The following is a 20,706-nucleotide window of genomic DNA, read 5'->3' as shown; positions in this document are numbered from 1 at the left end:
TCTCTACGGGTAAAGCAGCTCGTTTAGGCGCTTCGCCTCTGAAAGGCTCTTAAGTCCTAAACCACCAACAAGCGCATGACCGTCAATTGTCACGATGTTTTTGTTCATACCTGCTGGAGTCGCGGCAAGGAGAGGCATTGCTTTCAGAATGGCATCTGCACCGCCTATTGTTTGATAGCTACGCCCACTCACAAGAATCACGTCTGGTTGCATCTCGACCATAGCTTCTGTTGATAGTGGCTTGTATGAAGAGAGTTTGCTTGCTGCTGGGTTTTCTCCACCTGCAAGTTGAATGATTGCATCTGGTGTTGTTTCTGACCCCGCTACGTTTGCTGGGCGACCTTCGTGAATCAGTAGGAAAAGTACTTTCTTTTTGTCAGCTTTTGCTGGTTGGTTGCCTTCCAGTGCTTTCACTTGTGCTTCAACTTCAGTTTTTAGCGCTGTCGCTTGAGCTTCGCGATGCATGATGGTCGCAATTTGGTCGATACGATCAACCAAACCTTCCACGTTTGCTTCTGTATTGACGACTTCAACATCAACACCTGCTGATTTCAATTGGTCTAGCGTGGTGTTTGGTCCCATTTCATCTGATCCAATCAATTTAGTCGGGCTTAATCCCAGTAGACCTTCAGCAGAAAGACGACGGTGGTAACCAACTTTTGGCAACTCCATACCTTCCGGTAGTTGGCTTGTTACGTCGACAGCAACAAGGCTATCTTTTGCATCAAGAGCAAGTAACAGTTCAGTGACAGCGCTGCCGGCACTGACCACGCGTTCATTTGATGGAGCTTCGGCAAATAGGCTCGCACTAGCAAGCATAGTAATGGCTGCAGTCAATGCGGTACGAACGGGCGAAAGTGTTTTATTCATTAGTGTGTTCTCAATCTTGTGTTCTTCTATTGCGACTCTTCAGTGAGCAGTTGAGTCGCTTGAATTCCGTTTTCTTGTAAAAAGCCAAGAAGCTTAACCAGTGACTGAATGTCTGCGGTTTTTTCCGCACCAATCACAATAGGTTTGTCGGTTGATTTGCTCTCTTCTAACAGAGCCATCGTAAAGTTTTCCCAATCGATGTACGCCTTACCGTTGATCGCCCAGTGTGGTTCTTCTTTAAGGATGTTCACCGTGATTGATTGTTTGTCCACCTCAGCCACAGCTTGGGAATCGGTGCTTGGTAGGTTCACATCTAGGGAATCTAACTTCACTGCTGCAGTTAGCATCAAAAACACCATTACGATGAAAATGATGTCGAGCAGTGGCGTTAAGTCTGGTGTTAAGCCATGACTGTTGCTGTCTTGTGGTGCCTTAATCATGAACTTCTCGCTTCAACATGATTTGCAACAGTCGCGACTTCTTTGCTGTTTTCCGGAGATACATGCTGTAGAGAAATGCCTTCGAGCCACAGATTTACATAGTTCAGAGTGTGTTCAAGCTTAGCGATAACACGATCTGCCCAAAGACCAATCAGTTGCGCGCCAGAAATAGCAGGTAACGCAATGATCAAACCAGCTGCAGTCGTACGCATCGCAAGACCCAAGCCATCTGCCAAGTCGTTTGGCGTAATGTTACCGGTAGAAGAAGCAATACCTTTAAACATGTCGATAAGACCAAGAACTGTACCTAATAGACCAATCAGGGGGCTGATCACGCCAATCAAGGTCAACAGACGCAGACCTGAGTGCAACTGATGACGTTTTTCTTGAAGCCAAATACCAGCCGCATCTTCACGCAGTGATTTAGAAAAAGAGTGATGCGCAAGCAGCATTGCAACACCACGATATAAAAGAGGTCGTTTACCCGAAAACTCATCCGCTAGTGCTTCGATGTCTTTGTTGTTGGTTGGGTCAAGCTTGGTCAGCTTTTGGCGAATCGCGCGTTTACCGACTCCTAGGCTAATGAATACTTGAAAGAGTCTTTCCGCAATGATCATGACTGTAAGTGCAGAGCAAATAACTAAAGGCCAAGTCATAAGACCAAATTGGGTTTGTAAATGTTGTAGCTGTTCCATTATCCATCCAACTTAAAACGAACTGGGATTTGAACTCGGTGAGCGACTTTGTGCCCGCCAGAAATATGAGGTGAAAACTGCCATTGTTTAATGGCACGTAGAGCAGAAAGATCGAGCATTTCTGCACCAGATGATTCGATAAGTACTTGTTTAATTTGGTTGCCGTTTTCGTCAAGCCAAATTTCATACAGCGCAACCCCTTCAATACCACGCTTTTGCGCTGAACGTGGGTAACGAGGTTGTACTGGTTGAGAAACAAACGTCGGTTGGTCAATCATTACAGGCTGTGATGTCGCCCCTTTCGATTGATCAGTAGGAGCCGCTTGTTGTGGTTGAGGTTCTTTTGCGACTTTCTCTTCCACTTTTTCTTTTGGTTGCGGATCTTTCTTTGCAACGGGTTTTGGTGGTTGAGGTTTTTTAACCGGTTCAGGTTTCTTTTGAACTGGTTTTTTCTTCACCGCTTCTTTTTTTACGATCGGCTTTTCTACCGTCTTTTTAATCGGCTCAGGCTTTGGTTTTGGCTTCGGAGGCTCAGGTTGTTTCTTTGGCTCCGGGTGCTTCTCTTCCACCACTTCTTGTGGCGTAGGAGCCGCTTGTACCGGTTTTGGCGCTGAGACTAAATTCAAGCTTACCGAGCTGGTGGGATTGCCTGCTGGCATTGCAAACACTTTTGTCTCTTGGGAGACAAAAAGAAGTGCTGCGTGCACCACTAAAGAGGCGCCACCGGCAATGGCATATCTTTTTACGTTCACGGGTAAATCTCGGTAGTAGGAATCATTATCAAGTGGGAAGATTATTGCCTGAAAAGGAAATAAGATCAATTATCAATTGCATTATCATTACGTGCAAATTATGATCTTTACAGTTTTTTTGAAATGAGCCTCAATCCTTTGTGTGGTGGGCTTTAAGTGAGTAAATATGAGCGTCGACATTTATAAATTTGACGAATCAATTCTCGGGAGTGACAGCCCCGATCCGCTGCGTTTTGCGTTTGTGAAAAAACACTCTGCGCACGCGGGTGGTAGCAGTATGCCTGTGCCACCGCCACAACAAGGTGAAATCCTGTCACGGATCACTTCTGAAACAACGCAAAAGAACAATAAGCGTTGCTTGTACATTCATGTGCCATTTTGTCGTGTGCGCTGCACTTTTTGTAACTTCTTCCAAAATGCTGCGAGCCGTAAGCTTGTTGATGAGTACTTTGAAGCGCTGATGAAAGAGCTGAAAGAGAAAGCAGCACTGCCATGGACACAAAGTGGCATTTTTCATGCGGTTTATATCGGTGGGGGCACGCCTACAGATTTATCTGCAGATCAGGTTCGTATTCTTGGTCAGGCAATTCATGACTATTTCCCTTTAGCCGCCGATTGTGAAATTACCCTAGAAGGACGTATTAACCGATTCTCGGACGAGCTGTATCAGGGAGCGCTAGACGGAGGTTTCAACCGTTTTTCATTTGGTGTGCAAAGCTTCAATACCAAAGTACGTCGTAGTGCTAAGCGTTTAGATGATCGTGAAGATGTCTTGAACCGCGTTGCTGAGCTCGCTAAAGAAGACAAAATTCCCGTCATTATAGATCTGCTATATGGCTTGCCTTATCAGACAAAGGAAGTGCTCGAACAAGATTTGCACGACTTTATGTCTACTGGTGCGCACGGTTTGGACCTATATCAACTGGTGGTTGGTGGGACAGCCCCAATGTTGAACCTAGTTGAGAAGGGTAAGATGCCGCCACCGGCAACCACGCCTGAAAAAGCTGGTATGTACGAGCTCGGTGCGAAATTCATGTCGAAACACCATATGAAGCAACTCAGTGTAAACCATTGGGCGATCGATAACCGTGAACGCAGCTTATACAACAGCTTAGCGAAGACGTATGCAGAAGTGCTTCCGGTTGGTTGTGGTGCCGGCGGTAACATCGGTGGTTATGGCATGATGCAACATCGCACGCTAGACACTTATGTCAAAGCCGTCAATGAAGGGCAAAGCACCATCGCGATGATGATGAAACAAAGCCCGCTAGAGCCACTCTTTGCTGCGCTAAAGTCAGGTTTCGACCGTGGCATTGTTCAAGGGAACAAACTGCCAAACTTCATGGGTGAAGACACCTTTAACTTCCTAATGCCGTTGTTCAAAGTATGGCACGACAAGGGTTTGGTCGAGCTTCAAGAGCGTAGCTTAGTGCTAACCCTTGCAGGGAGCTTCTGGGCTGTTTCTCTCGCACAGGCATGTATTCAGGTACTAACGTCGGAAATGAACGAAAACGTACCAAAAGTATCTAACATCTAAAAGAAATGGAAAAACCAATGGAATCAATTAAGCAACAGGTTGAAAGCCTACTAGAACAAGAACCGCAACTGCTACCTGCGGCGATGGCAGAGCGCCTTGGCGTATCGGAATTTGATGTGGTTTCAGCACTACCTCAAGAAATGGTAGCGGTGGCTCCGGGAGAGCAAGCTCAAAGCATTTTAGAAGGTCTTGTAGGCTTTGGTCCTGTAACGACGATTGTTCATTCTTTCGGCTCAATCTTTGAAGTGAAAGCACCGTTCCCGAAAGGCAAAGTGGCACGTGGTTACTACAACTTAATGGGCAAAGAAGGGGAGCTTCACGGTCACCTTAAACTGGATAACGTGAAAAACATCGCGCTAGTAAGTAAGCCGTTTATGGGGCGTGAAAGCCACTACTTTGGTTTCTTCTCTGAGTGCGGTAGCAACATCTTTAAGATCTACCTCGGTCGTAATGAAAAGCGCGAACTGATTGAAGAGCAAGTAACGGCATTTCGCGCAATGCAAGCTGAGTTCAATCAGTAGTTCCAACATAGAATTAATAATGTTAAATGCATACGACGCTTGCTCCATCCGCCAACAGGTGGGGTGGCGTCGTTTATCAAAGAATAACCGAGTTTAAATTCGGAAACACAAAACAAGTAAAGTTAGGTATCAAAATGGATCAGCAAGTTAAACAAGAGCGTTTACAAGGTCGTCTAGGACCAGAAATTAAGGAATTTCGTCAGGAGCGCCGTACGATTCAACTAGCAACAGTTGATGCAGAAGGTCGTCCAAACGTAAGTTACGCTCCATACGTACAAAACCAGGAAGGTTACTTCGTTCTTATTTCTCAGATTGCTCGTCACGCGCGCAATCTGCTTGAGAATCCAAACGTATCTTTGATGATGATTGAAGATGAGGATTCATCTAAGCAGTTGTTTGCTCGCAAGCGTCTAACGTTTGATGCGGTTGCGACAGTTGTAGAACGTGACTCTGAAATGTGGCAGCAAGTTGTTGGTCAAATGAAAGATCGTTTTGGTGAAATCATCGACGGTCTAAGCCAACTAGAAGACTTTGTTCTATTTAACCTAAAAGCAGAACAAGGTCTATTCGTAAAAGGTTTTGGTCAGGCTTACCAAGTGTCTGGTGATGATTTGGTTGATTTTGTTCACCTTCAAGAAGGTCACAAGAGAGTCGAAAAAGCGTAAGCTGGCTTTCTAACTTATGATCGTCTAAACGGATGTGAATGCCCAAAGGGAGTTAGGTTATAATGACTCCCTTTTTATTAGACCAAAAGTACAGAGAAAGAGCATGAGACCAGTAAGTAAGGAACTTGGCGAGATTTGTTACCCATTCATTTATGAAGACAGTCCGGTCTGCGATTTTGAAATTACGGCAGACGAGTTGTGCAGTCGAATTGGGCTTGTGCTATCGATGGAGTTAGATGATTTTAGTCGCGACGTCCTAACTCGCATGCAGCCAAACGTGTACCATGTGAACGGCTCTATCCGCGGCAAGCTCGCAATCACAGAAGCGGAAGTTGATGAGTTAAAAGCTGATTACGACGCAATCAAAGCGCGCATTGACGGTGGTTTTAAGGGGTTTGTACTTCCCGGTGGTCACCCAACTTCCAGCCAATTACATTTGTGTCGCTGCCAAGCCAAGAAGGTCGTTCGCGCATTGGTTGCGGTAGAGCATTCAGGTAAGAAGCAACCCGCCCCAATTTTGTTCCGCTATTCAAACCTGCTAGCTAACGTGCTTTACAGCTTGGCTTCCTATATCAATCACATTTATCAAGTGGAAGAAACGGAGTTTGTGTCTCGCAGCTACACGATGCCAAGTAAATAACGAGACAAACTAAAGTCGTTATGATGCCATCGCTTTTGCTTCTAGCTCTTTTGCACCGCGCAGCATAGCTTCAATCAATTCTCCTGCATTGAACTTCTCTAACGCTTCATGAGCGCCAACTTGGTGAGCTCGGTCAACACAAATCTCGCTAGAGAGAGAGGTGTGAAGAATACGGTAAGAGTTGTTCAGTGCGGAATCGTTTTGAACTTCAAATGCAAGTTCATAACCGTCCAATCCTGGCATTTCGATATCACTTACTAGAAGATCAATAGGGCGGTTTTCTTCTGCTTCTCGCTTCATTAAATCGAGTGCATCAGAGCCATTTTTGCAAATTTGATAAGGGATATTGATGCGATCCAACGCGTCACTTAACTGTTTGCGTGCAATTGAAGAGTCGTCAACTAAAAGGATACTCAAGGCTTTCAGGCGTTCACGCTCAATGTCTGTCAGCATAGGAATCTTAGTGTTTTCATATTGAGGGTAGATCTTCGAAAGCAGAAGCTCGACATCTAACATTTGGACGATTTTCTCTTCATAGCGAGTAATGCCAGTAACAAAGATGTTGTGACCTGCACTTTCTGGTGGCGTTTCAATTGCTTTCCAGTCACATTCGATGATTTTCTCGATACTTCGTACCATGAACGCAACCACCGTGCGCAAGCAATCTGTCACGATCAGATAGCAGTTTTTGTATTCCTCTTCTTGAATCGGACGGAATCCAATCGCTGCTGCCATATCAATCACTGGTACCGTTAAGTCACGAATCGTGACGGTCCCAATCACGTGGTGATGAGAATATGGAATCTTGGTCGTTGGCATGTAAGGAACAATTTCACGGACTTTAAGTGTGCCAATTGCGAAGTTCTGTTGCAGGGTGAGTTTAAACACCAACATGCCTTGAGATTGGTTCGCTTTACTTGCGACTTTTGCCATGAAAATAACCTTATCAATATCACTGATTTATGTAACTAATCTAATCTTATAAGGCGACAGCTTCAACCGTAGAGCGTGGAAAAATGAGCTTTTTAGGAAATAGAACAAATAAAGAGAGAAATAACGTTCAATAATGGGTAACTTTTCATCAACTTGTCCGCGAGTTCCGATCATTAATGGATGAAGATAGAGCCTGAATTTGAGAAATCATTGCGATATTGAAGCGTTTCGGTAAACTTGCGCCACCCGAACAGTGAGAGACAAACACATGGCAAATACAGCAGCCGCTTTACACATTCTGGTAAAGCACAAAGAACAAGCTGAAGACATCATTAAGCAACTTAAGAAAGGTGCTAAATTCCAGACGTTGGCAAAGAAATACTCAACTTGTCCATCTGGTAAACGTGGTGGCGACCTAGGTGAGTTTCGCCGTGGTCAAATGGTGCCACAGTTCGACAAAGTTTGCTTTTCAGGTGAGGTTCTAACTCCGCACCTAGTAAAAACTAAATTCGGCTGGCACGTTGTAAAGGTTCTTTACCGTACTTAGTTTGAATCGCATTTAAAAAGCACCTTGTTAGGTGCTTTTTTTGTGCCTAAAACGACTCGTTTTGTTACCTCTCTAACAATTAACCGTCATTCATATTGAATGTTGAACTGTCAATGATGTATTAAATATGCATCTAGTTGTTTATTTTGGTGAAGAGCATGACTGTAAAAGACTTGAAGCACTTGGATGACCACGCACAACCGCAAAGCATTGCCTTTAATTATAAAAGAAATAAAGCAAAAGCTATTTTGACTCTAAAAGGGATTCTAGATGGAATTCATGCTGATAAGCACTTAAACCCTATTGAAGAAATCTATTTGAGAGCGTGGAAAGACAATGACATTTTCAACTTCAGAGATGGGGACTTCGTTGATATTCATGAGCAAATTGAAGACATTTTAGAAGATGGCGTGATATCAGCTTCCGAGTTGAAAGACATACAACAAATGCTTCAAGATATTCTCGACTATGGAGATTTAGAGGATGGAGGCTACGAGAGTACCGTTAATCATCTTCTTGGCTTTTTAAGTGGAATTAGCGCGGATGACACCATTTGTGATATGGAAATTGAACGCCTTTCGAGTTTACTTGAAAAAGATAAAACTCTATCAAGTATCTGGCCCGCTAATGCGATTAAAAAGAGATTAGATGCTATTTTAGCTGATGACTTGGTTGATGAAGACGAAAGGAAAGAACTGTTAGATCTAATAAAAGCAGTCTCTGGTCAATCAATGCTTGATACTGGCTTAGCTTATGGAATGACTGCCGATTTTTCCACTACGCAAGATGGTCGTTTGTGTATCAACGGTAAGCGAGTCTGTTTTACAGGTAAATTCTTGAGTGGTACTCGTAAAGTTCAAGAACAGCGAGCTAATGCTCTTGGTGCTGAAATAAAAGGGACCGTTTCAAAAAGTATAGATATTCTCGTATTAGGATCTATTGCTAGTAGGGATTGGCGCTTTACTAGTTACGGAAGAAAGATCGAATCCGCTCTCTCATTGCGAGACGAAGGAGTAAGCGTGGAAATTATTAACGAGGAACTATGGAATGCGTTAGTAGGCTGTTCAAATTAAGTTAAGGGGTGACCGAATGGTCACCCTCTTCATTCTGATATAAGAAATCAATCACCTAACCACTGATTTTCGATTTCCACAAAATCAATGTCTTTCCACTTCTCTTTCCAAAGCTCAAAGTACGGAATATCATTTGATGATGGCTCATTCTCTTCACATCTATCAACTCTGACCAATGATGGAATAACCACAGATTCACCAATTAGAAGAGCTTCACCTGCTCCCAAGTTTGGCAATTTGTCTTTAAGTTTGCCCAAAGTATCAGGTAATAACCTTGAAACATAGTTTTGATCATTAGGGTTAGTTAATCTCATCGCTAAAAAGTTACTACATTGAGCAAAGATCGTTTCAGAAATCTCTGCTGGTCTTTGGCTTGAAAGTAGGAGCGTTACTCCATACTTCCTACCCTCTTTAGCAATTCTTTCAATTGATGTCTTGGATGCTCTAAATTTTGAAAGATCAGAACGTGGTACATATTTATGAGCTTCTTCATATACTAATAATAAAGGAGCATCATTATTATGAATTTCTCCTTTTCCTTCTCGAAGAACTTTATAATAGTACCCATATTCGAATAGCAATCTAGATATAAGTGAAACAGTAATACTCAAAACTTCAAAAGGTACACCGCTAAGATCTACAATTGTAACGTTTGACTTATTTTCTCCATAACCAATTAAAGATGCTAAAACTCTTTCTAATGTAAGTTCCATATTGTCTTTGTTAAATATAAAGCTCAACCTTTCTTGTGCTATCTTTGATTCAAATCGACTAAAGAACTTATTCAGAGAACCATCTGCATAGCTTCCTTTTGATATATTACTTCCTTTCGGTTGATGGAACTTATATCTACTAGAGAAGTACTTATCTAACCGTTCTGCTTCATTTAATAATAATCCATCAGCTTCTTTTGTTTTACCATCTTTAGCCACTTCGTAGCTATCATCTACAATCATATATCGAGACTCATTTTTATAGTTTACTGTCTCGCTCTTAATGTTATATATGGCATTAAGCACTTCTTCGATACTGAATTTCAATGGACTATCGTAGAAAACTTTTTCTTTTCCAGAATTGTGTTTTCTCTTGTTCTCAGTTACCAAATGTCTAAATATTGCCGATTGATTGTAGTTATCTCTCTCACCAGTATCCAACAATATTTCTTCTAGTTCATCACTATTCAAAAGCCAATAAGGTAATTTAATATTACTTACATCTAATACATTGGCATTTGGAAATGCTGTTCTATACTCGGAGTGGATATCAAAAATAACGGTATGTGAATTGTTTAGTTCAAAACCATCTTCTCCACTTTTTATATCTTTAGAAGATATAGCATTTTGTAAGATCTTACTTATCGTATGAGACTTACCCGACCCAGTAGAACCTACGATCGCAATATGTTTATTAAAAAATTTATTACCATTTACAGGGACTGTTATATCTTGATTAGATAACAACTTGCTAAATGAAAAATTAACATTTTTTTCTACTGAATCTTCAAAAACCTTTCTAATATCTTCCTCAGTAGCGGGGGCGACTCCTGTTGGAGGAATTGTTAACGCATCTCCACCTCTAATAAACTTTCCATCATCAATCACACCTAGAGGAAATGCTTCAATCAGGTACTTGGGATGACCATTATCTGTTGACTCAATAGAAAAATTTTCAATAGCAGCAATCAGAACACAATCTTCATTATCCGTAATTCTAATATAAGATCCTACTTTTATACTTTCCCCATTAGTAAATTCTGCAATATCATCTACAGAAATTCTAACTTTATCAGGGAAAACCCCTATAACTTGAGCATTGCTGGTTTCGTTGGACATTACTTTATCATCTCCGTTATTGAATAAACGCTGTTAATTCTAATCGCTTTATATTCTGCTTCTTCAGGTATTAAATCAGATTTTATAGGTGACTCTTTATAGAAATCATATATTTTTACAACTGATTCAACCTCATCTATTATCTTATTAATTTCTAGCTCGCTTGGAATAAACCTTACCTTATAGTTATTTTCTTTCGTCTTTTTCTTAAGTAGTTCCTTGATGATAAAATCTGAATCTTTAAAAGGAAAACCATCTGAAAAAATCATGCTAGATCTATATAAAGAGTGTTTTATTTTTTTTATGTTTTCGTCATCAACACCTTTCATTAATACCAAAGGACAAAATCGTTGTTTATCAGTAGTATGTTTATGTTCAGCATTTGAGAATCTATCACTTATCGACTTTAATAAAGATGTAACGTTACCTAAATGATACTCACCGCTTAAATCTAATAAAAATATTCTAGTTTCGTTGGGTATATTTGCAACTTTATATGTGAAAAGCTCTTTCTTAATTGATTTGTTATATTTTCTTTCATCAAGTTTATTAATTAACCATTGATTGAAAACTATTTCTTTTTTTGGCAACTTATCTAAAAAATCGCTCCTTGTAATAGTCCTATCAATTTCCTTTTCATTTTTAGCCAAATCGGTAATAATTGTTAGTGCTCTTGGATAATAAATCGTTTCAATTTCATTATCACAACTACCCTTATTAATATGCTTAAGAATTTTGTGTATAGATGACTGCTGAGAATCATACGATTCAGCGTTTAAATTTATATCTAAAACCTTGATGAATTCTTCTATTGTGTTATCTGAAATCCCTAACTTTTCATGAACCTTTTCTATGACTTCTTTAGGTTCCTCATCTTTTTCTTTTTTTGGACGTTTCTTTGTAGTTAGGAAATTGTCTTTTACAAACTCAACATCTATTGCATTAGGAAGTTTGTTTTGTCCACTTTTGTAAAAACCATAGATATGATAAGTTCTACCTGTCCTTTCGGTAACCGAGAGTTTATGGTAGGCAGTGAGCATCGCTACAATAGCCTCTTTAATCACTGAGTGATTGTAATCTGTTCCCTCATAGTACTTACATTGTACATGCATGCTCGTGTCGGCATCGTGTATATCGATGTCTTCGGCACCCTCGATTACAAAAGTATCATCATCATTTTCTGACTCGAGTATTTTTAACAGGCTATAGTCAAACTGATATAGATACCCTTTGATAGTGGCGTTAGCGGCTCTGTTGGTCAAAGTAATTCTCCTAGCTAAAACACTAAGTAAGGTCGTTAACCATTTTTTAACCTTAGCTTTTATGTCCGTTTTTATTCAACTAGGATAATACATCGACATTCATATACTTAGTACTTAAACATTACGATTTTTATGTATCAGATCATGCGGAAAGCTATACCACTTTTGTTTTGTTGAGCAAGGGGTACAAGTGAAGTCAGGTACTTGAATGATTGAGGTTAAGCGTTCATTTCTTCTTATTGATAGCGCGTTTATCGCGCTATTTTTGTATCTAGCGTTCTTTATTCGTGCTCCTCTCGCCATCATTTCGAGTCTTCCTCTCCTTTCCTATCAATTTATAAATCGCACCAACTGTGACGTAAGCAGCAGTTTCACTTTCTTAAATATTTGTTACATATGGTCTTGTTGCGCTCTTTTCTCTCATTCTTATTGAGAAAAGGCGTATTAGCTCGATTAAGCATGGGTTATGATGAGTTCAATAAAGTGTTTATAAAACAGGTGCTTAGTGGTTCATGTTTTCATGTCTAGTTATCTCCATGGTGTTAAAGTGCTTTTAAACACACGTTTAACCCTTAACAAGGGATGAGCTACGCCTTGTTTTTCCCCCTAGCAGAAACACAAAAGGGGTGAGGGCGACGCGTCAATAGTTCTTATAATTTCGGCTATTGGATTCGCTCACGACGAATTTGAGTAACAATGGGTGAGCGAACGCGACGAGGAGAGAAACATGAGTGGCTTACAGGAAACACTATCAACAGGTGCAAATGTTATCTTGCACGCTTTTGATTGGAAGTATGCTGACATTGCCCAACGCGCATCGGAAATCAGCGAGCTAGGTTATGGCTCGGTGTTGGTTTCTCCACCGATGAAAAGCGCACAAGACGAACGCTGGTGGCAGCGTTACCAACCTCAAGATTATCGGATTATCGACAATGCACTCGGTAACACAGTAGATTTCAAAAACATGATTGAAGCACTCAATCATGTAGGCGTACTGGTTTATGCCGATGTCGTTTTTAATCATATGGCGAACGAAGCGCACCTTCGTCCGGATCTACAGTATCCACGTCAAGGCGTGATGGACGACTACCAACAAAATGTGAGCAAGTATCAAGACCTGATTCTATTTGGCGATTTATCTGAGCCGCTATTTGACGAAAATGACTTTGTTGAAGCCTTTGGGATCAAAGATTGGAAAGACAAATGGCAAGTGCAAAACGGTCGAATCACTGGTGGTCCTACCGATCCTGGCTTACCAACTTTGCGTGTATGCAAGCACGTTGTTGAGCAGCAAAAAGCGTATTTAAAGGCGCTTAAGTCAATGGGTGTGAAAGGTTTCCGTATCGATGCTGCGAAGCATATGACCCTAGAGCACCTAAAGCTGGTTTGGACAGAAGAGATCACGCGAGATGTGCATATCTTTGGTGAGATCATCACCGATGGTGGCGCAACAGAAGAAGAGTATGAGCTGTTCTTGGAACCGTATTTGAAAGAGACACGATTGGGTGCATATGACTTTCCGTTGTTCTCAACCATCTTTAAGGCGTTCTCAAAGAAAGGCAGCTTTAAGTCTTTGATCGACCCGTACTGTTTTGGTCAAGCGTTATCGAACCGTCGAGCCATTACTTTTGCCATCACTCACGATATTCCAAATAACGATGTGTTCTTGGATTTAGTCATGGGTGAAGAGAATGAGTGGCTAGCGTATGCCTATATCCTAGGCCGTGATGGAGGTGTACCACTTGTTTACACAGATTTGGATACCAGTGGCATAAAGGGCGCAGATGGTCGACCAAGATGGCAAAATGCGTGGAAAGATGCGCGCATGGCGAAGATGGTAGCGTTCCATAACCTAGTGCATGGTCAACCGATGACGGTGCTTGAAGGTAACGACGATATGTTGGTGTTGCAACGTGGTGAAAAGGGCATCTTAGTGCTGAATAAATCTTCACGAGCGCAATCACTACAACTTACCTTGAATAAAGCCTTGGTAGACATGATGACAGGCGAAGAGGTGCCTTGTACTGAAGAGATTAAAGTGGCAGCAAAATCGGCGATGCTGCTTGTAGAGAAATAATACCCCTTGAAGCGCAAACTGCTTTGGAGTTTGCGCTTCCTTTTCCTTTTTGTCGCTTGGGATTGAGTGCTTAGTCGATGAGCTTCGCGACGATTTTTCCGACCGTTCGTTGCTGACGAATAAAGACTAGAGCTTGAGCGACGTCTTTTAGTTCTACCACTTCCAATTTTGGCACCATAACCTCACCGCGTTCTAACATATGCGAGAATTCCACCCCAGCGTTAACCATAGAAGCAAAGCCTTGTTCACCATGAACATGCCCTGAGCCTAGACTCAACTGATGAAAAGTGAGCCCTTGCAGGAAAGCGCCTGGGTATTCTGTTGCGCGAGTTGTTCTTACTAGTTCAACCATTTCACCTTCAAAGCCAAGCACAGAGGCGCATAAGATGTCGTTGTCGCCACCAACGCAATCCAAAGATACTTCCACTCCTAAGTCTTCAGTAATTGACATAACTTGCTCACGTACATTCTCTTGTTTGTAGTTAATTACGTGTGTTGCACCCAACGAACGTACGAACTCATGGTTTGCAGTAGAGCTTGTGGTTATGATGGTTTCTACGCCAAAGAAGCGAGCTAACTGAATAGCAAAGCTACCAACACCACCAGAGCCGCCCGCAATAAAGATACTCTTACGGGTAGAAATGTTCAGCTTGTCGACAAGGGCTCGATAAGCCGTCCAACCTGCACATGGAGAAGCGGCTGCGATTTCTGGATCAACATCAGGATGCGTAACCAGCGTGCGCGAGTCCTGAATTGCGTATTCGGCAAAGCCACCGCTCATTCGACGCATGTTGCCATGGTAGAGTACGCGATCGCCCACCTGCCAACCTGATACCTTGTCGCCAATGGCAACGATTTCCCCCGAAACATCGAGACCACCAACGAATGTATCATCTATCCCGTCGACCATCTCGTGCCAAAGGTTTACTTTTGCATCGACAGGATTGAGCCCAACGGCATGAACTTTCACTAGTACATCGAAGCTGCCGTTTATCTCTGGCGTATCGATGTCAGTATAGGTAAAGGTATCTTGATCTTTTTGATAGGTGATTGCTTTCATTCGTTTCCCCAGAGGGTTTGGAACCCAGATTTATGCAGCCCAACAAAGTTAGAATAGTTGGAAATTTCCATGTTGTTCGATGCGTATTCCCACGCACCTTGAAGTCATTTCGACATGTTAGCTATTGCATAAGTGAGCTAAAAATTATCATTTGTTTTAAATGTAATAAATTTCTGTAATCAAAGGTCTCTTAATGAGTGGCACGATTGGCAAGCAAGGTGGCATCTTTTGCCAGTGTGTGGCGTGATTGGATTGCATAAACTGTGTCCATACCAACTACGCTGTGACCAACAGCGAATCAGTCAGAACATTAGAGGACAAGCACATGGCAAATACAGCATTAATTACAGGCGCATCAGGTGGTATCGGTGAAGAATTAGCGCGTATACACGCCGAAAAGGGTGGAGACTTAGTGCTTGTAGCCCGCTCTAAAGACAAGCTAGAGGCACTGGCATCAGAGCTTCGCGACAAACATAAGGTACAAGTTTTTGTCATTGCAGAAGATTTGACTGAAGCTGAATCTGCTTCACGTGTGTTTGAACAAACCGAAGCGCAAGGGTTGCAAATTGATATGCTCATTAACAACGCTGGCTTTGGTGGTCACGGAAAATTCCATGAACGTGATCTCGTGGCGGACCAAGCCATGATGCAACTTAATATGGTGACGTTAACCAATCTGACTCACTTGTATCTGCAAGGTATGGTGGCACGCAATCATGGTAAGATCTTAAATGTGTCATCAACGGCGTCGTTTATGCCAGGTCCATTGCAAGCGGTGTACTACGCAACTAAGGCTTATGTTACTTCGTTTACCCAAGCGATAGCAGAAGAGCTTAGAGACACCAACGTAACTGCCACAGCTTTGTGTCCGGGTGCGGTAGCGACGGGTTTTGTTGCCGCAGGGGATCTACAAGGAGTGGAAGTCTTCAAAAATGCTAAGTCTCCTCGTTCTGTTGCTGAGTGTGGCTATAGCGCTATGGAACAAGGCAAGTTGGTGGCGTTCAACGAAGGCGGTTTGAAGTTCATCCTTGAGTGGATTGTCCCTTTTCTACCAAGAAAATTGGTGCTAAAAATATCGCGTCAAACTATGGAAAAAAGTGCTTAGGAATCAGATATGATCAAGCGAGCGAGTCAGTTCAGCGTACCTCAGAGTTGGAAAGTGCTGCTTAACGATATGGATATCGACCCGCAATTGGTGCTGGCATACGCCAAGTTACCTGCGACTCATTCATTCGAGCGTATAGCACTTGGAGGGGAGTCTCCCCTGGGCATTATCGAGAGCAGCGTCATTGAGTACAAAACGAATAGAAAGGAAAAGCGCCGAGCATGTCGGCGCTTTTTTGAATGGTGCTTTTGTCCACACACCTTTCAAGTTCTGTTTTTTTACATAATCAGAGCTATTTCACTAAGTGCTGACCCATTACACCGTCGCCTTTTTCTAAGCGAGATGAAATGTCACCAAACAGATCCGGTAAGTCGGCTTTGATCGTGTAGTTATGACCGTCATTCAACTTATTAAAGTCCACTGAGTACTGTGTGTAGCTGTCATCATACTGATAGCGTACGTTCATCACTTTTTGGTCTAAGTTGTACACCAAACCATAGATGGTCGCGTAGCCGCGCATTTCACCATTCACAGGGCGGTTTGCTGCATCCAATGGGATTTTGTAGGTCACACTGTCGAGTTTCGCAATGCCATTGGTGTAGCTACTTGGCTCTTTAAGCTGATCCTTCATATAGCTGTTCCAGATAAAGCGCTGAGCAGAGTTGATGTTACCCGGAATTGGGAACTCACCATTCACATCACTCTTCGCTTTTGGTTGCGCTTCTTGCCAGTTTTTCAAGTGTTGCGCGTACTCTGGGCTGTTAGTCATCACGTCATATTGTTTGCCATGATGCACTTGCCAAGCACCATCAATGTATTCCAATACGGCAGAATCGCCACTTGCATCTTCTAGTGAGTAATGTCCCTTCATTTCAATGCCATTGTGACTGAACTGTTGTATTTGGATTGAATCTAGGTGCTTCAATGCTTCATCAACGGATGCAAAACTATCGATCAGGTAAGCGACAAAGCGCGAGTTTTCAACTTGTTGTTTTCCCGCTTGTGGCGCGCCAGGGTTCTCTTCATCCAAGAACAATGCATTAGCCGCAAAGCCTTTCTCGTTAAAGCCGTCAATAATGCCCACGCCGTAGATACTCACACCGATAGAAGCGTATTTCGATGTCCACGTCAGCGCATCGCCTTTATCGTATCCACGGTAGGTTTGACCTGCGTGGCGAACGTCAATAGTTGGCTGATTGGCTTCCATCCAATCCATGGTACGAGAGACAAATACACCGTGGTCTTGAGTCTCCCAAACCAAACGTGAACACGCATTTGCTGCGGTAGAGATGCTGCCGACTGCCATTGCGACTGATGCTGCTAGAAGTACTTTTTTGCTAAAACCTTTCATTGAATTGCCCTCGTAACGTTTCAATACGAGGTCATTATTACGTGGAATATTCACCATGTAATCTCAGTTATGTTGCAAACTTTGCAACAAAAGAATGTCGGTTGAGCTAAGATAAACGGGTTTATTGTTTGAGGATCTTCCAATGCCCAGAGCCAGTTTTGACCAACTTACTGCATTTGTTGCTGTCGCGGAGCATGGATCGTTTAGCCAAGCCGCAAGGGTAATCGGGAAAGACAGGGCGACGCTGCATCACCAAGTCAGCGATCTCGAAATTGATTGGGATGTGATCTTGTTTGAACGCAAAGGAAGAACACCAGTCTTGACGGAAGTAGGGGCGACGTTAGTTACTCAAGCCAAGCACATCCTTTACCAAATGCAGGCTTTAGAACTTTCTTGTGATAGCTACTCTCAAGGGGATGTTCCGGAAATAACGATTTGTCACGACATGTCGGTGCCGTGTGATGCCATCGCAGACATCGACCTGTCTCTGCGCAAGCAATACAAAAATACGGCGATTCATTGGTTACATCGCAGCCGAGATGAAGCGCTAGACATGCTTATGGCGAAACACGCGGATTTTGCGGTGGTACTTAACAGTGGTAAAGCGTTCCCAACTGAAGGGATGTCTTTTATAAACTTGGGCTATCCGAGGTTTACCTTCTATGCGCATCGGAAAAGCTCGATAGCGCAGAACCCCGTTGTGACTCTGCAGGACCTCGCATCACATCACCAATACATTGCAGAGAATTTCAGTACCAGTGCACTTGGCAATCAACAGGTGATGTCACCAAATATCTCCCGAATCAGCAACATTGATGTGTTGATGCGACTATTGAAAAATGATGGCTTTGCCTTGCTTCCTTATCATTTAGTGCAAGCTCATGATGAAAAGAGCGAATTTGTCCCTTTAAACATAGACTTTATGGCGAACGAAGGTCGTGCAGGTTATGTATTATTAAAGCGAGGCAATACGTTAAGCCCTGTGCATCAAAAGCTGGTGGCGTTGGTGACCGAATGGTTTGATAAGCAGGTTTAAAAACTGCTTAGCATTTATCGCAAGAAGAACCGTTTTGGTTGCAATCTGTCATGCGACCTTGTTTATCGAATGAGAAGCTACAACATTCCTCAAACAGCTTTTTCAATTCTACCCGTCCTTTTTGAACACGTGATTTGAGAGTCGAGTAGCTGATGCCTTGCTGTTCTGCTAGCTTCTTTTGGCTCATACCTTCAAGCTCAATAGAAGAGAGCAGTTGCGATTGCTCTTCTGGTAGCGCCTGCACAAACGGTGCAATGCACTTTGACAACTCTTGTTTAAGACTCGCTGCTTGTTCTTCAAACCACAGATCTTCAGCGATGAGGTCATTATCACGCTGGTTTCGTGCACGTTTGCGGTAGAAATCGATGATGGCGTTATTAGCGATTTGGAATAGCCATGACTTGATGCTCGATACATCACGAATATCCCCAAGATTCTGATAAGTCTTAAGTAAGATCTCTTGTTTGAGGTCGTCTACGTCATCTTCATTACTGACTTTAGAGCGCAAGAAGGCGTGAATAGCGTGTTCGTATTCGCTCCAAATCGATTCAAGGTTAGCAGTTTTCATTGATACAACACTCGTCACGCAGGAAGCCAATAACCGTATCTAAACATTCATACTCAGCAACACAATACAAAGTACGACCTTCACGACGCTGACTGATTAAGCCAGCTGAGGCAAGGCTCGAGATGTGATGAGAAAGAGTAGAAGCTGGAATGCCAAGTTTATCTTGTACGCCACCAACTGCGATACCTTCATAGCCCGCTTTAACCACCTCTTTATAGATACATAGACGGGTAGGGTGTCCTAGCTCTTTGAGCGCTTTTGCTACAGCTTCGAGTTCCATACTGACCTCTTGGAATGACTGACGATAAATACATTTCGATGATAGTGAAAGTGTAGATGAATAGCAAACAAGAAAATTTCAATATCTAATTTATTGATTAGTAAGGGTTAAATATATATTTCGATATTTATCGAAATATAATGGTTGACGCATCGATTTTTAATTCTATAATTCGAGAAAAATAGAAATGAAGAATTCAGCTTCATTAGGAAATTTACAGTTACTGATGTGACATCAGTAGGAGATAAAATATGAATCCAGAAATCATGACAATGGCCAAAGAAGCGCTTGATATGTTTGCGTTTCTTGCAACCGAACTAATCATTCTATTCCTAGCAATTAGCTATATCGTAGGTGTGTTGCAAGACTTTCTAACACCAGAAAAAATTCAGTCTATCCTGAGCTCTAAAAAGGGTAAGGGCTACTTTATTGCAGCGTTGCTAGGCTCGATTACGCCTTTCTGTTCATGTTCAACGATTCCTTTCCTAAAAGGATTGTTGCGTGCAAGGGCGGGTTTTGGACCAATGATGGTGTTCCTATTTGCAAGTCCACTGCTTAACCCAGTGATCATTGGCTTGTTTGTGGTGACCTTTGGTTGGAAAGTGGCAGTATTCTACTTTGCTATTGCGATGACAGTATCAGTAGTAGCAGGTTATGTACTTGAAAAACTTGGGTTTGAGCGCTACGTAAAACCAGAAGCATACGAAGCAGTAGGTTCTTCTTCATGCGGTACTTCTTGCGGTGACTCAAGCAAGAAAAAAGAAGAAGCGAAACCAGCATCTAGCTGTGGTACCAGCGCTTGTGGTGAACCAGCTCCAGTTGTGGCGAAAACATCTTGTTGTGGTGATGCGCCAAAAGCTGAACCTAAAGTGGAAGTATCTTGCTGTTCATCAGACGGTACTGCAACAGCGACGATTGTCGAAGAGAAGCAACCAAGCCGTTGGGTTCGTATTTGGCACTCAACTTGGAAAGACTTTAAACAAGTGTTCCCTTACCTAATGATGGGGATTGCGATTGGTTCATTCATCTATGGTTTCATCCCAACGGATCTGATTGCAGAATACGCAGGTGAAGCGAAGTGGTACGCGATTCCGGTAGCAGCAATCATTGGTATTCCATTGTACATCCGTGCAGAGGCAGTGATTCCACTAAGTGCGGCGTTAGTACAAAAAGGTATGGCATTGGGCTCAGTTATGGCATTGATCATTGGTAGCGCTGGCGCAAGTCTTACAGAAGTGATTTTGTTGAAATCTATCTTTAAGAACCAAATGATTGCAGCTTTCCTATTTGTCATCCTAAGTATGGCAATGGGCGCGGGTTACTTATACAGCTTTATCTTTGCTTAATAAAAGTTAGACGGGATAAGCACGATTACTTAAAAACAAAAATCCCCAAGTCATTCAGACTTGGGGATTTTTTATGTTTGCCGGATGCCCCTGTCAGGGATAAGGAAACAAAAAGA

The 20,706-nt window shown here is 42.5% G+C and carries 21 protein-coding genes; 10 read left to right on the top strand and 11 right to left on the bottom strand.

The window, feature by feature from the left end; all coding sequences use genetic code 11:
- Positions 1 to 3: 3 nt before the first annotated feature.
- The 4 genes from OH463_RS16135 to OH463_RS16120 are packed head-to-tail and all read right to left on the bottom strand — an operon-like array spanning position 4 to position 2,757.
- The gene (locus OH463_RS16135; protein ID WP_269991582.1) at positions 4 to 870 is read right to left on the bottom strand and encodes a heme/hemin ABC transporter substrate-binding protein; all 867 of its coding nucleotides are present in this window, start codon (positions 868 to 870) and stop codon (positions 4 to 6) included.
- A 26-nt stretch (positions 871 to 896) separates the two neighbouring features.
- On the bottom strand, positions 897 to 1,310 hold the full coding sequence (locus OH463_RS16130; RefSeq protein WP_017190797.1) for an ExbD/TolR family protein: 414 nt from the start codon (positions 1,308 to 1,310) through the stop codon (positions 897 to 899).
- Positions 1,307 to 2,005, bottom strand: coding sequence for a MotA/TolQ/ExbB proton channel family protein (locus OH463_RS16125; protein ID WP_005452532.1), 699 nt, complete (start codon positions 2,003 to 2,005; stop codon positions 1,307 to 1,309). Before OH463_RS16125 ends, OH463_RS16130 begins: the two co-directional genes overlap by 4 nt.
- Positions 2,005 to 2,757, bottom strand: a complete 753-nt coding sequence (locus tag OH463_RS16120; RefSeq protein ID WP_005452531.1) for an energy transducer TonB — start codon at positions 2,755 to 2,757, stop codon at positions 2,005 to 2,007. Before OH463_RS16120 ends, OH463_RS16125 begins: the two co-directional genes overlap by 1 nt.
- Before the next feature lie 166 nt (positions 2,758 to 2,923).
- On the opposite strand from OH463_RS16120, the gene hutW reads away from it, so the two are divergent.
- The 4 genes from hutW (at position 2,924) to OH463_RS16100 (ending at position 6,120) form a co-directional block, all read left to right on the top strand.
- Positions 2,924 to 4,294 carry a heme anaerobic degradation radical SAM methyltransferase ChuW/HutW gene (hutW, locus tag OH463_RS16115; protein WP_009701463.1) on the top strand — a complete coding sequence of 457 codons (1,371 nt, stop codon included), beginning with the start codon at positions 2,924 to 2,926 and terminating at the stop codon, positions 4,292 to 4,294.
- Positions 4,295 to 4,311: 17 nt separating this feature from the next.
- Positions 4,312 to 4,815 carry a heme utilization cystosolic carrier protein HutX gene (gene hutX / locus OH463_RS16110; protein WP_009696418.1) on the top strand — a complete coding sequence of 168 codons (504 nt, stop codon included), beginning with the start codon at positions 4,312 to 4,314 and terminating at the stop codon, positions 4,813 to 4,815.
- Between the two features lie 134 nt (positions 4,816 to 4,949).
- Positions 4,950 to 5,480 (top strand): heme utilization protein HutZ, encoded by a 531-nt coding sequence (gene hutZ / locus OH463_RS16105; protein ID WP_005452526.1) that lies wholly within the window; start codon positions 4,950 to 4,952, stop codon positions 5,478 to 5,480.
- A 103-nt stretch (positions 5,481 to 5,583) separates the two neighbouring features.
- The gene (locus tag OH463_RS16100; protein ID WP_005452525.1) at positions 5,584 to 6,120 is read left to right on the top strand and encodes an ATP:cob(I)alamin adenosyltransferase; all 537 of its coding nucleotides are present in this window, start codon (positions 5,584 to 5,586) and stop codon (positions 6,118 to 6,120) included.
- Positions 6,121 to 6,138: 18 nt separating this feature from the next.
- Here OH463_RS16100 and OH463_RS16095 read toward each other — a convergent pair whose 3' ends face one another.
- A complete protein-coding gene (locus OH463_RS16095; RefSeq protein ID WP_005452523.1) occupies positions 6,139 to 7,053 on the bottom strand; it encodes a chemotaxis protein in 915 nt (304 codons plus the stop codon).
- 253 nt (positions 7,054 to 7,306) lie between these two features.
- On the opposite strand from OH463_RS16095, the gene ppiC reads away from it, so the two are divergent.
- The gene (gene ppiC, locus OH463_RS16090) at positions 7,307 to 7,600 is read left to right on the top strand and encodes a peptidylprolyl isomerase PpiC (RefSeq protein WP_079722410.1); all 294 of its coding nucleotides are present in this window, start codon (positions 7,307 to 7,309) and stop codon (positions 7,598 to 7,600) included.
- Positions 7,601 to 7,758: 158 nt separating this feature from the next.
- Positions 7,759 to 8,673 (top strand): BRCT domain-containing protein, encoded by a 915-nt coding sequence (locus tag OH463_RS16085; RefSeq protein WP_017818602.1) that lies wholly within the window; start codon positions 7,759 to 7,761, stop codon positions 8,671 to 8,673.
- A gap of 47 nt (positions 8,674 to 8,720) precedes the next feature.
- Here OH463_RS16085 and herA read toward each other — a convergent pair whose 3' ends face one another.
- Entirely contained in the window at positions 8,721 to 10,505 is a 1,785-nt protein-coding gene (herA, locus tag OH463_RS16080; RefSeq protein ID WP_269991581.1) for an anti-phage-associated helicase HerA, read from the bottom strand.
- A complete protein-coding gene (locus OH463_RS16075) occupies positions 10,505 to 11,767 on the bottom strand; it encodes a DUF4297 family anti-phage-associated protein (RefSeq protein WP_269991580.1) in 1,263 nt (420 codons plus the stop codon). Before OH463_RS16075 ends, herA begins: the two co-directional genes overlap by 1 nt.
- A 727-nt stretch (positions 11,768 to 12,494) precedes the next feature.
- Here OH463_RS16075 and OH463_RS16070 point away from each other — a divergent pair.
- Positions 12,495 to 13,844, top strand: coding sequence for an alpha-amylase family protein (locus OH463_RS16070; RefSeq protein WP_269991579.1), 1,350 nt, complete (start codon positions 12,495 to 12,497; stop codon positions 13,842 to 13,844).
- Positions 13,845 to 13,914: 70 nt separating this feature from the next.
- Here the strand turns inward: OH463_RS16070 and OH463_RS16065 are convergent, their stop codons facing one another.
- The gene (locus tag OH463_RS16065) at positions 13,915 to 14,904 is read right to left on the bottom strand and encodes a zinc-binding dehydrogenase (RefSeq protein ID WP_269991578.1); all 990 of its coding nucleotides are present in this window, start codon (positions 14,902 to 14,904) and stop codon (positions 13,915 to 13,917) included.
- Positions 14,905 to 15,229: 325 nt separating this feature from the next.
- On the opposite strand from OH463_RS16065, the gene OH463_RS16060 reads away from it, so the two are divergent.
- Positions 15,230 to 16,009, top strand: coding sequence for an SDR family NAD(P)-dependent oxidoreductase (locus tag OH463_RS16060; protein WP_269991577.1), 780 nt, complete (start codon positions 15,230 to 15,232; stop codon positions 16,007 to 16,009).
- Between the two features lie 292 nt (positions 16,010 to 16,301).
- On the opposite strand, the gene OH463_RS16055 is transcribed toward OH463_RS16060, so the two are convergent.
- A complete protein-coding gene (locus tag OH463_RS16055; protein ID WP_045486661.1) occupies positions 16,302 to 17,417 on the bottom strand; it encodes a linear amide C-N hydrolase in 1,116 nt (371 codons plus the stop codon).
- Between the two features lie 85 nt (positions 17,418 to 17,502).
- Here OH463_RS16055 and OH463_RS16050 point away from each other — a divergent pair, with 85 nt between their 5' ends.
- Positions 17,503 to 18,396, top strand: coding sequence for a LysR family transcriptional regulator (locus OH463_RS16050; RefSeq protein WP_269991576.1), 894 nt, complete (start codon positions 17,503 to 17,505; stop codon positions 18,394 to 18,396).
- A 7-nt stretch (positions 18,397 to 18,403) separates the two neighbouring features.
- On the opposite strand, the gene sigZ is transcribed toward OH463_RS16050, so the two are convergent.
- Positions 18,404 to 18,964: an RNA polymerase sigma factor SigZ gene (sigZ, locus tag OH463_RS16045; RefSeq protein ID WP_009703482.1), complete on the bottom strand. Its 561-nt coding sequence runs from the start codon at positions 18,962 to 18,964 to the stop codon at positions 18,404 to 18,406.
- The gene (locus OH463_RS16040) at positions 18,951 to 19,244 is read right to left on the bottom strand and encodes an ArsR/SmtB family transcription factor (RefSeq protein ID WP_005433559.1); all 294 of its coding nucleotides are present in this window, start codon (positions 19,242 to 19,244) and stop codon (positions 18,951 to 18,953) included. Before OH463_RS16040 ends, sigZ begins: the two co-directional genes overlap by 14 nt.
- Positions 19,245 to 19,495: 251 nt before the next feature.
- Here OH463_RS16040 and OH463_RS16035 point away from each other — a divergent pair, with 251 nt between their 5' ends.
- On the top strand, positions 19,496 to 20,590 hold the full coding sequence (locus OH463_RS16035) for a permease (RefSeq protein ID WP_005452504.1): 1,095 nt from the start codon (positions 19,496 to 19,498) through the stop codon (positions 20,588 to 20,590).
- The last annotated feature ends 116 nt before the right edge of the window (positions 20,591 to 20,706 follow it).

This window comes from Vibrio sp. NFR (assembly GCF_027587095.1).
Taxonomy (GTDB): Bacteria; Pseudomonadota; Gammaproteobacteria; order Enterobacterales; family Vibrionaceae; genus Vibrio; species Vibrio harveyi.
The sequence above is the reverse complement of the archived record's forward strand: the minus strand, read 5'-3'. Positions and strand labels throughout refer to the sequence as shown.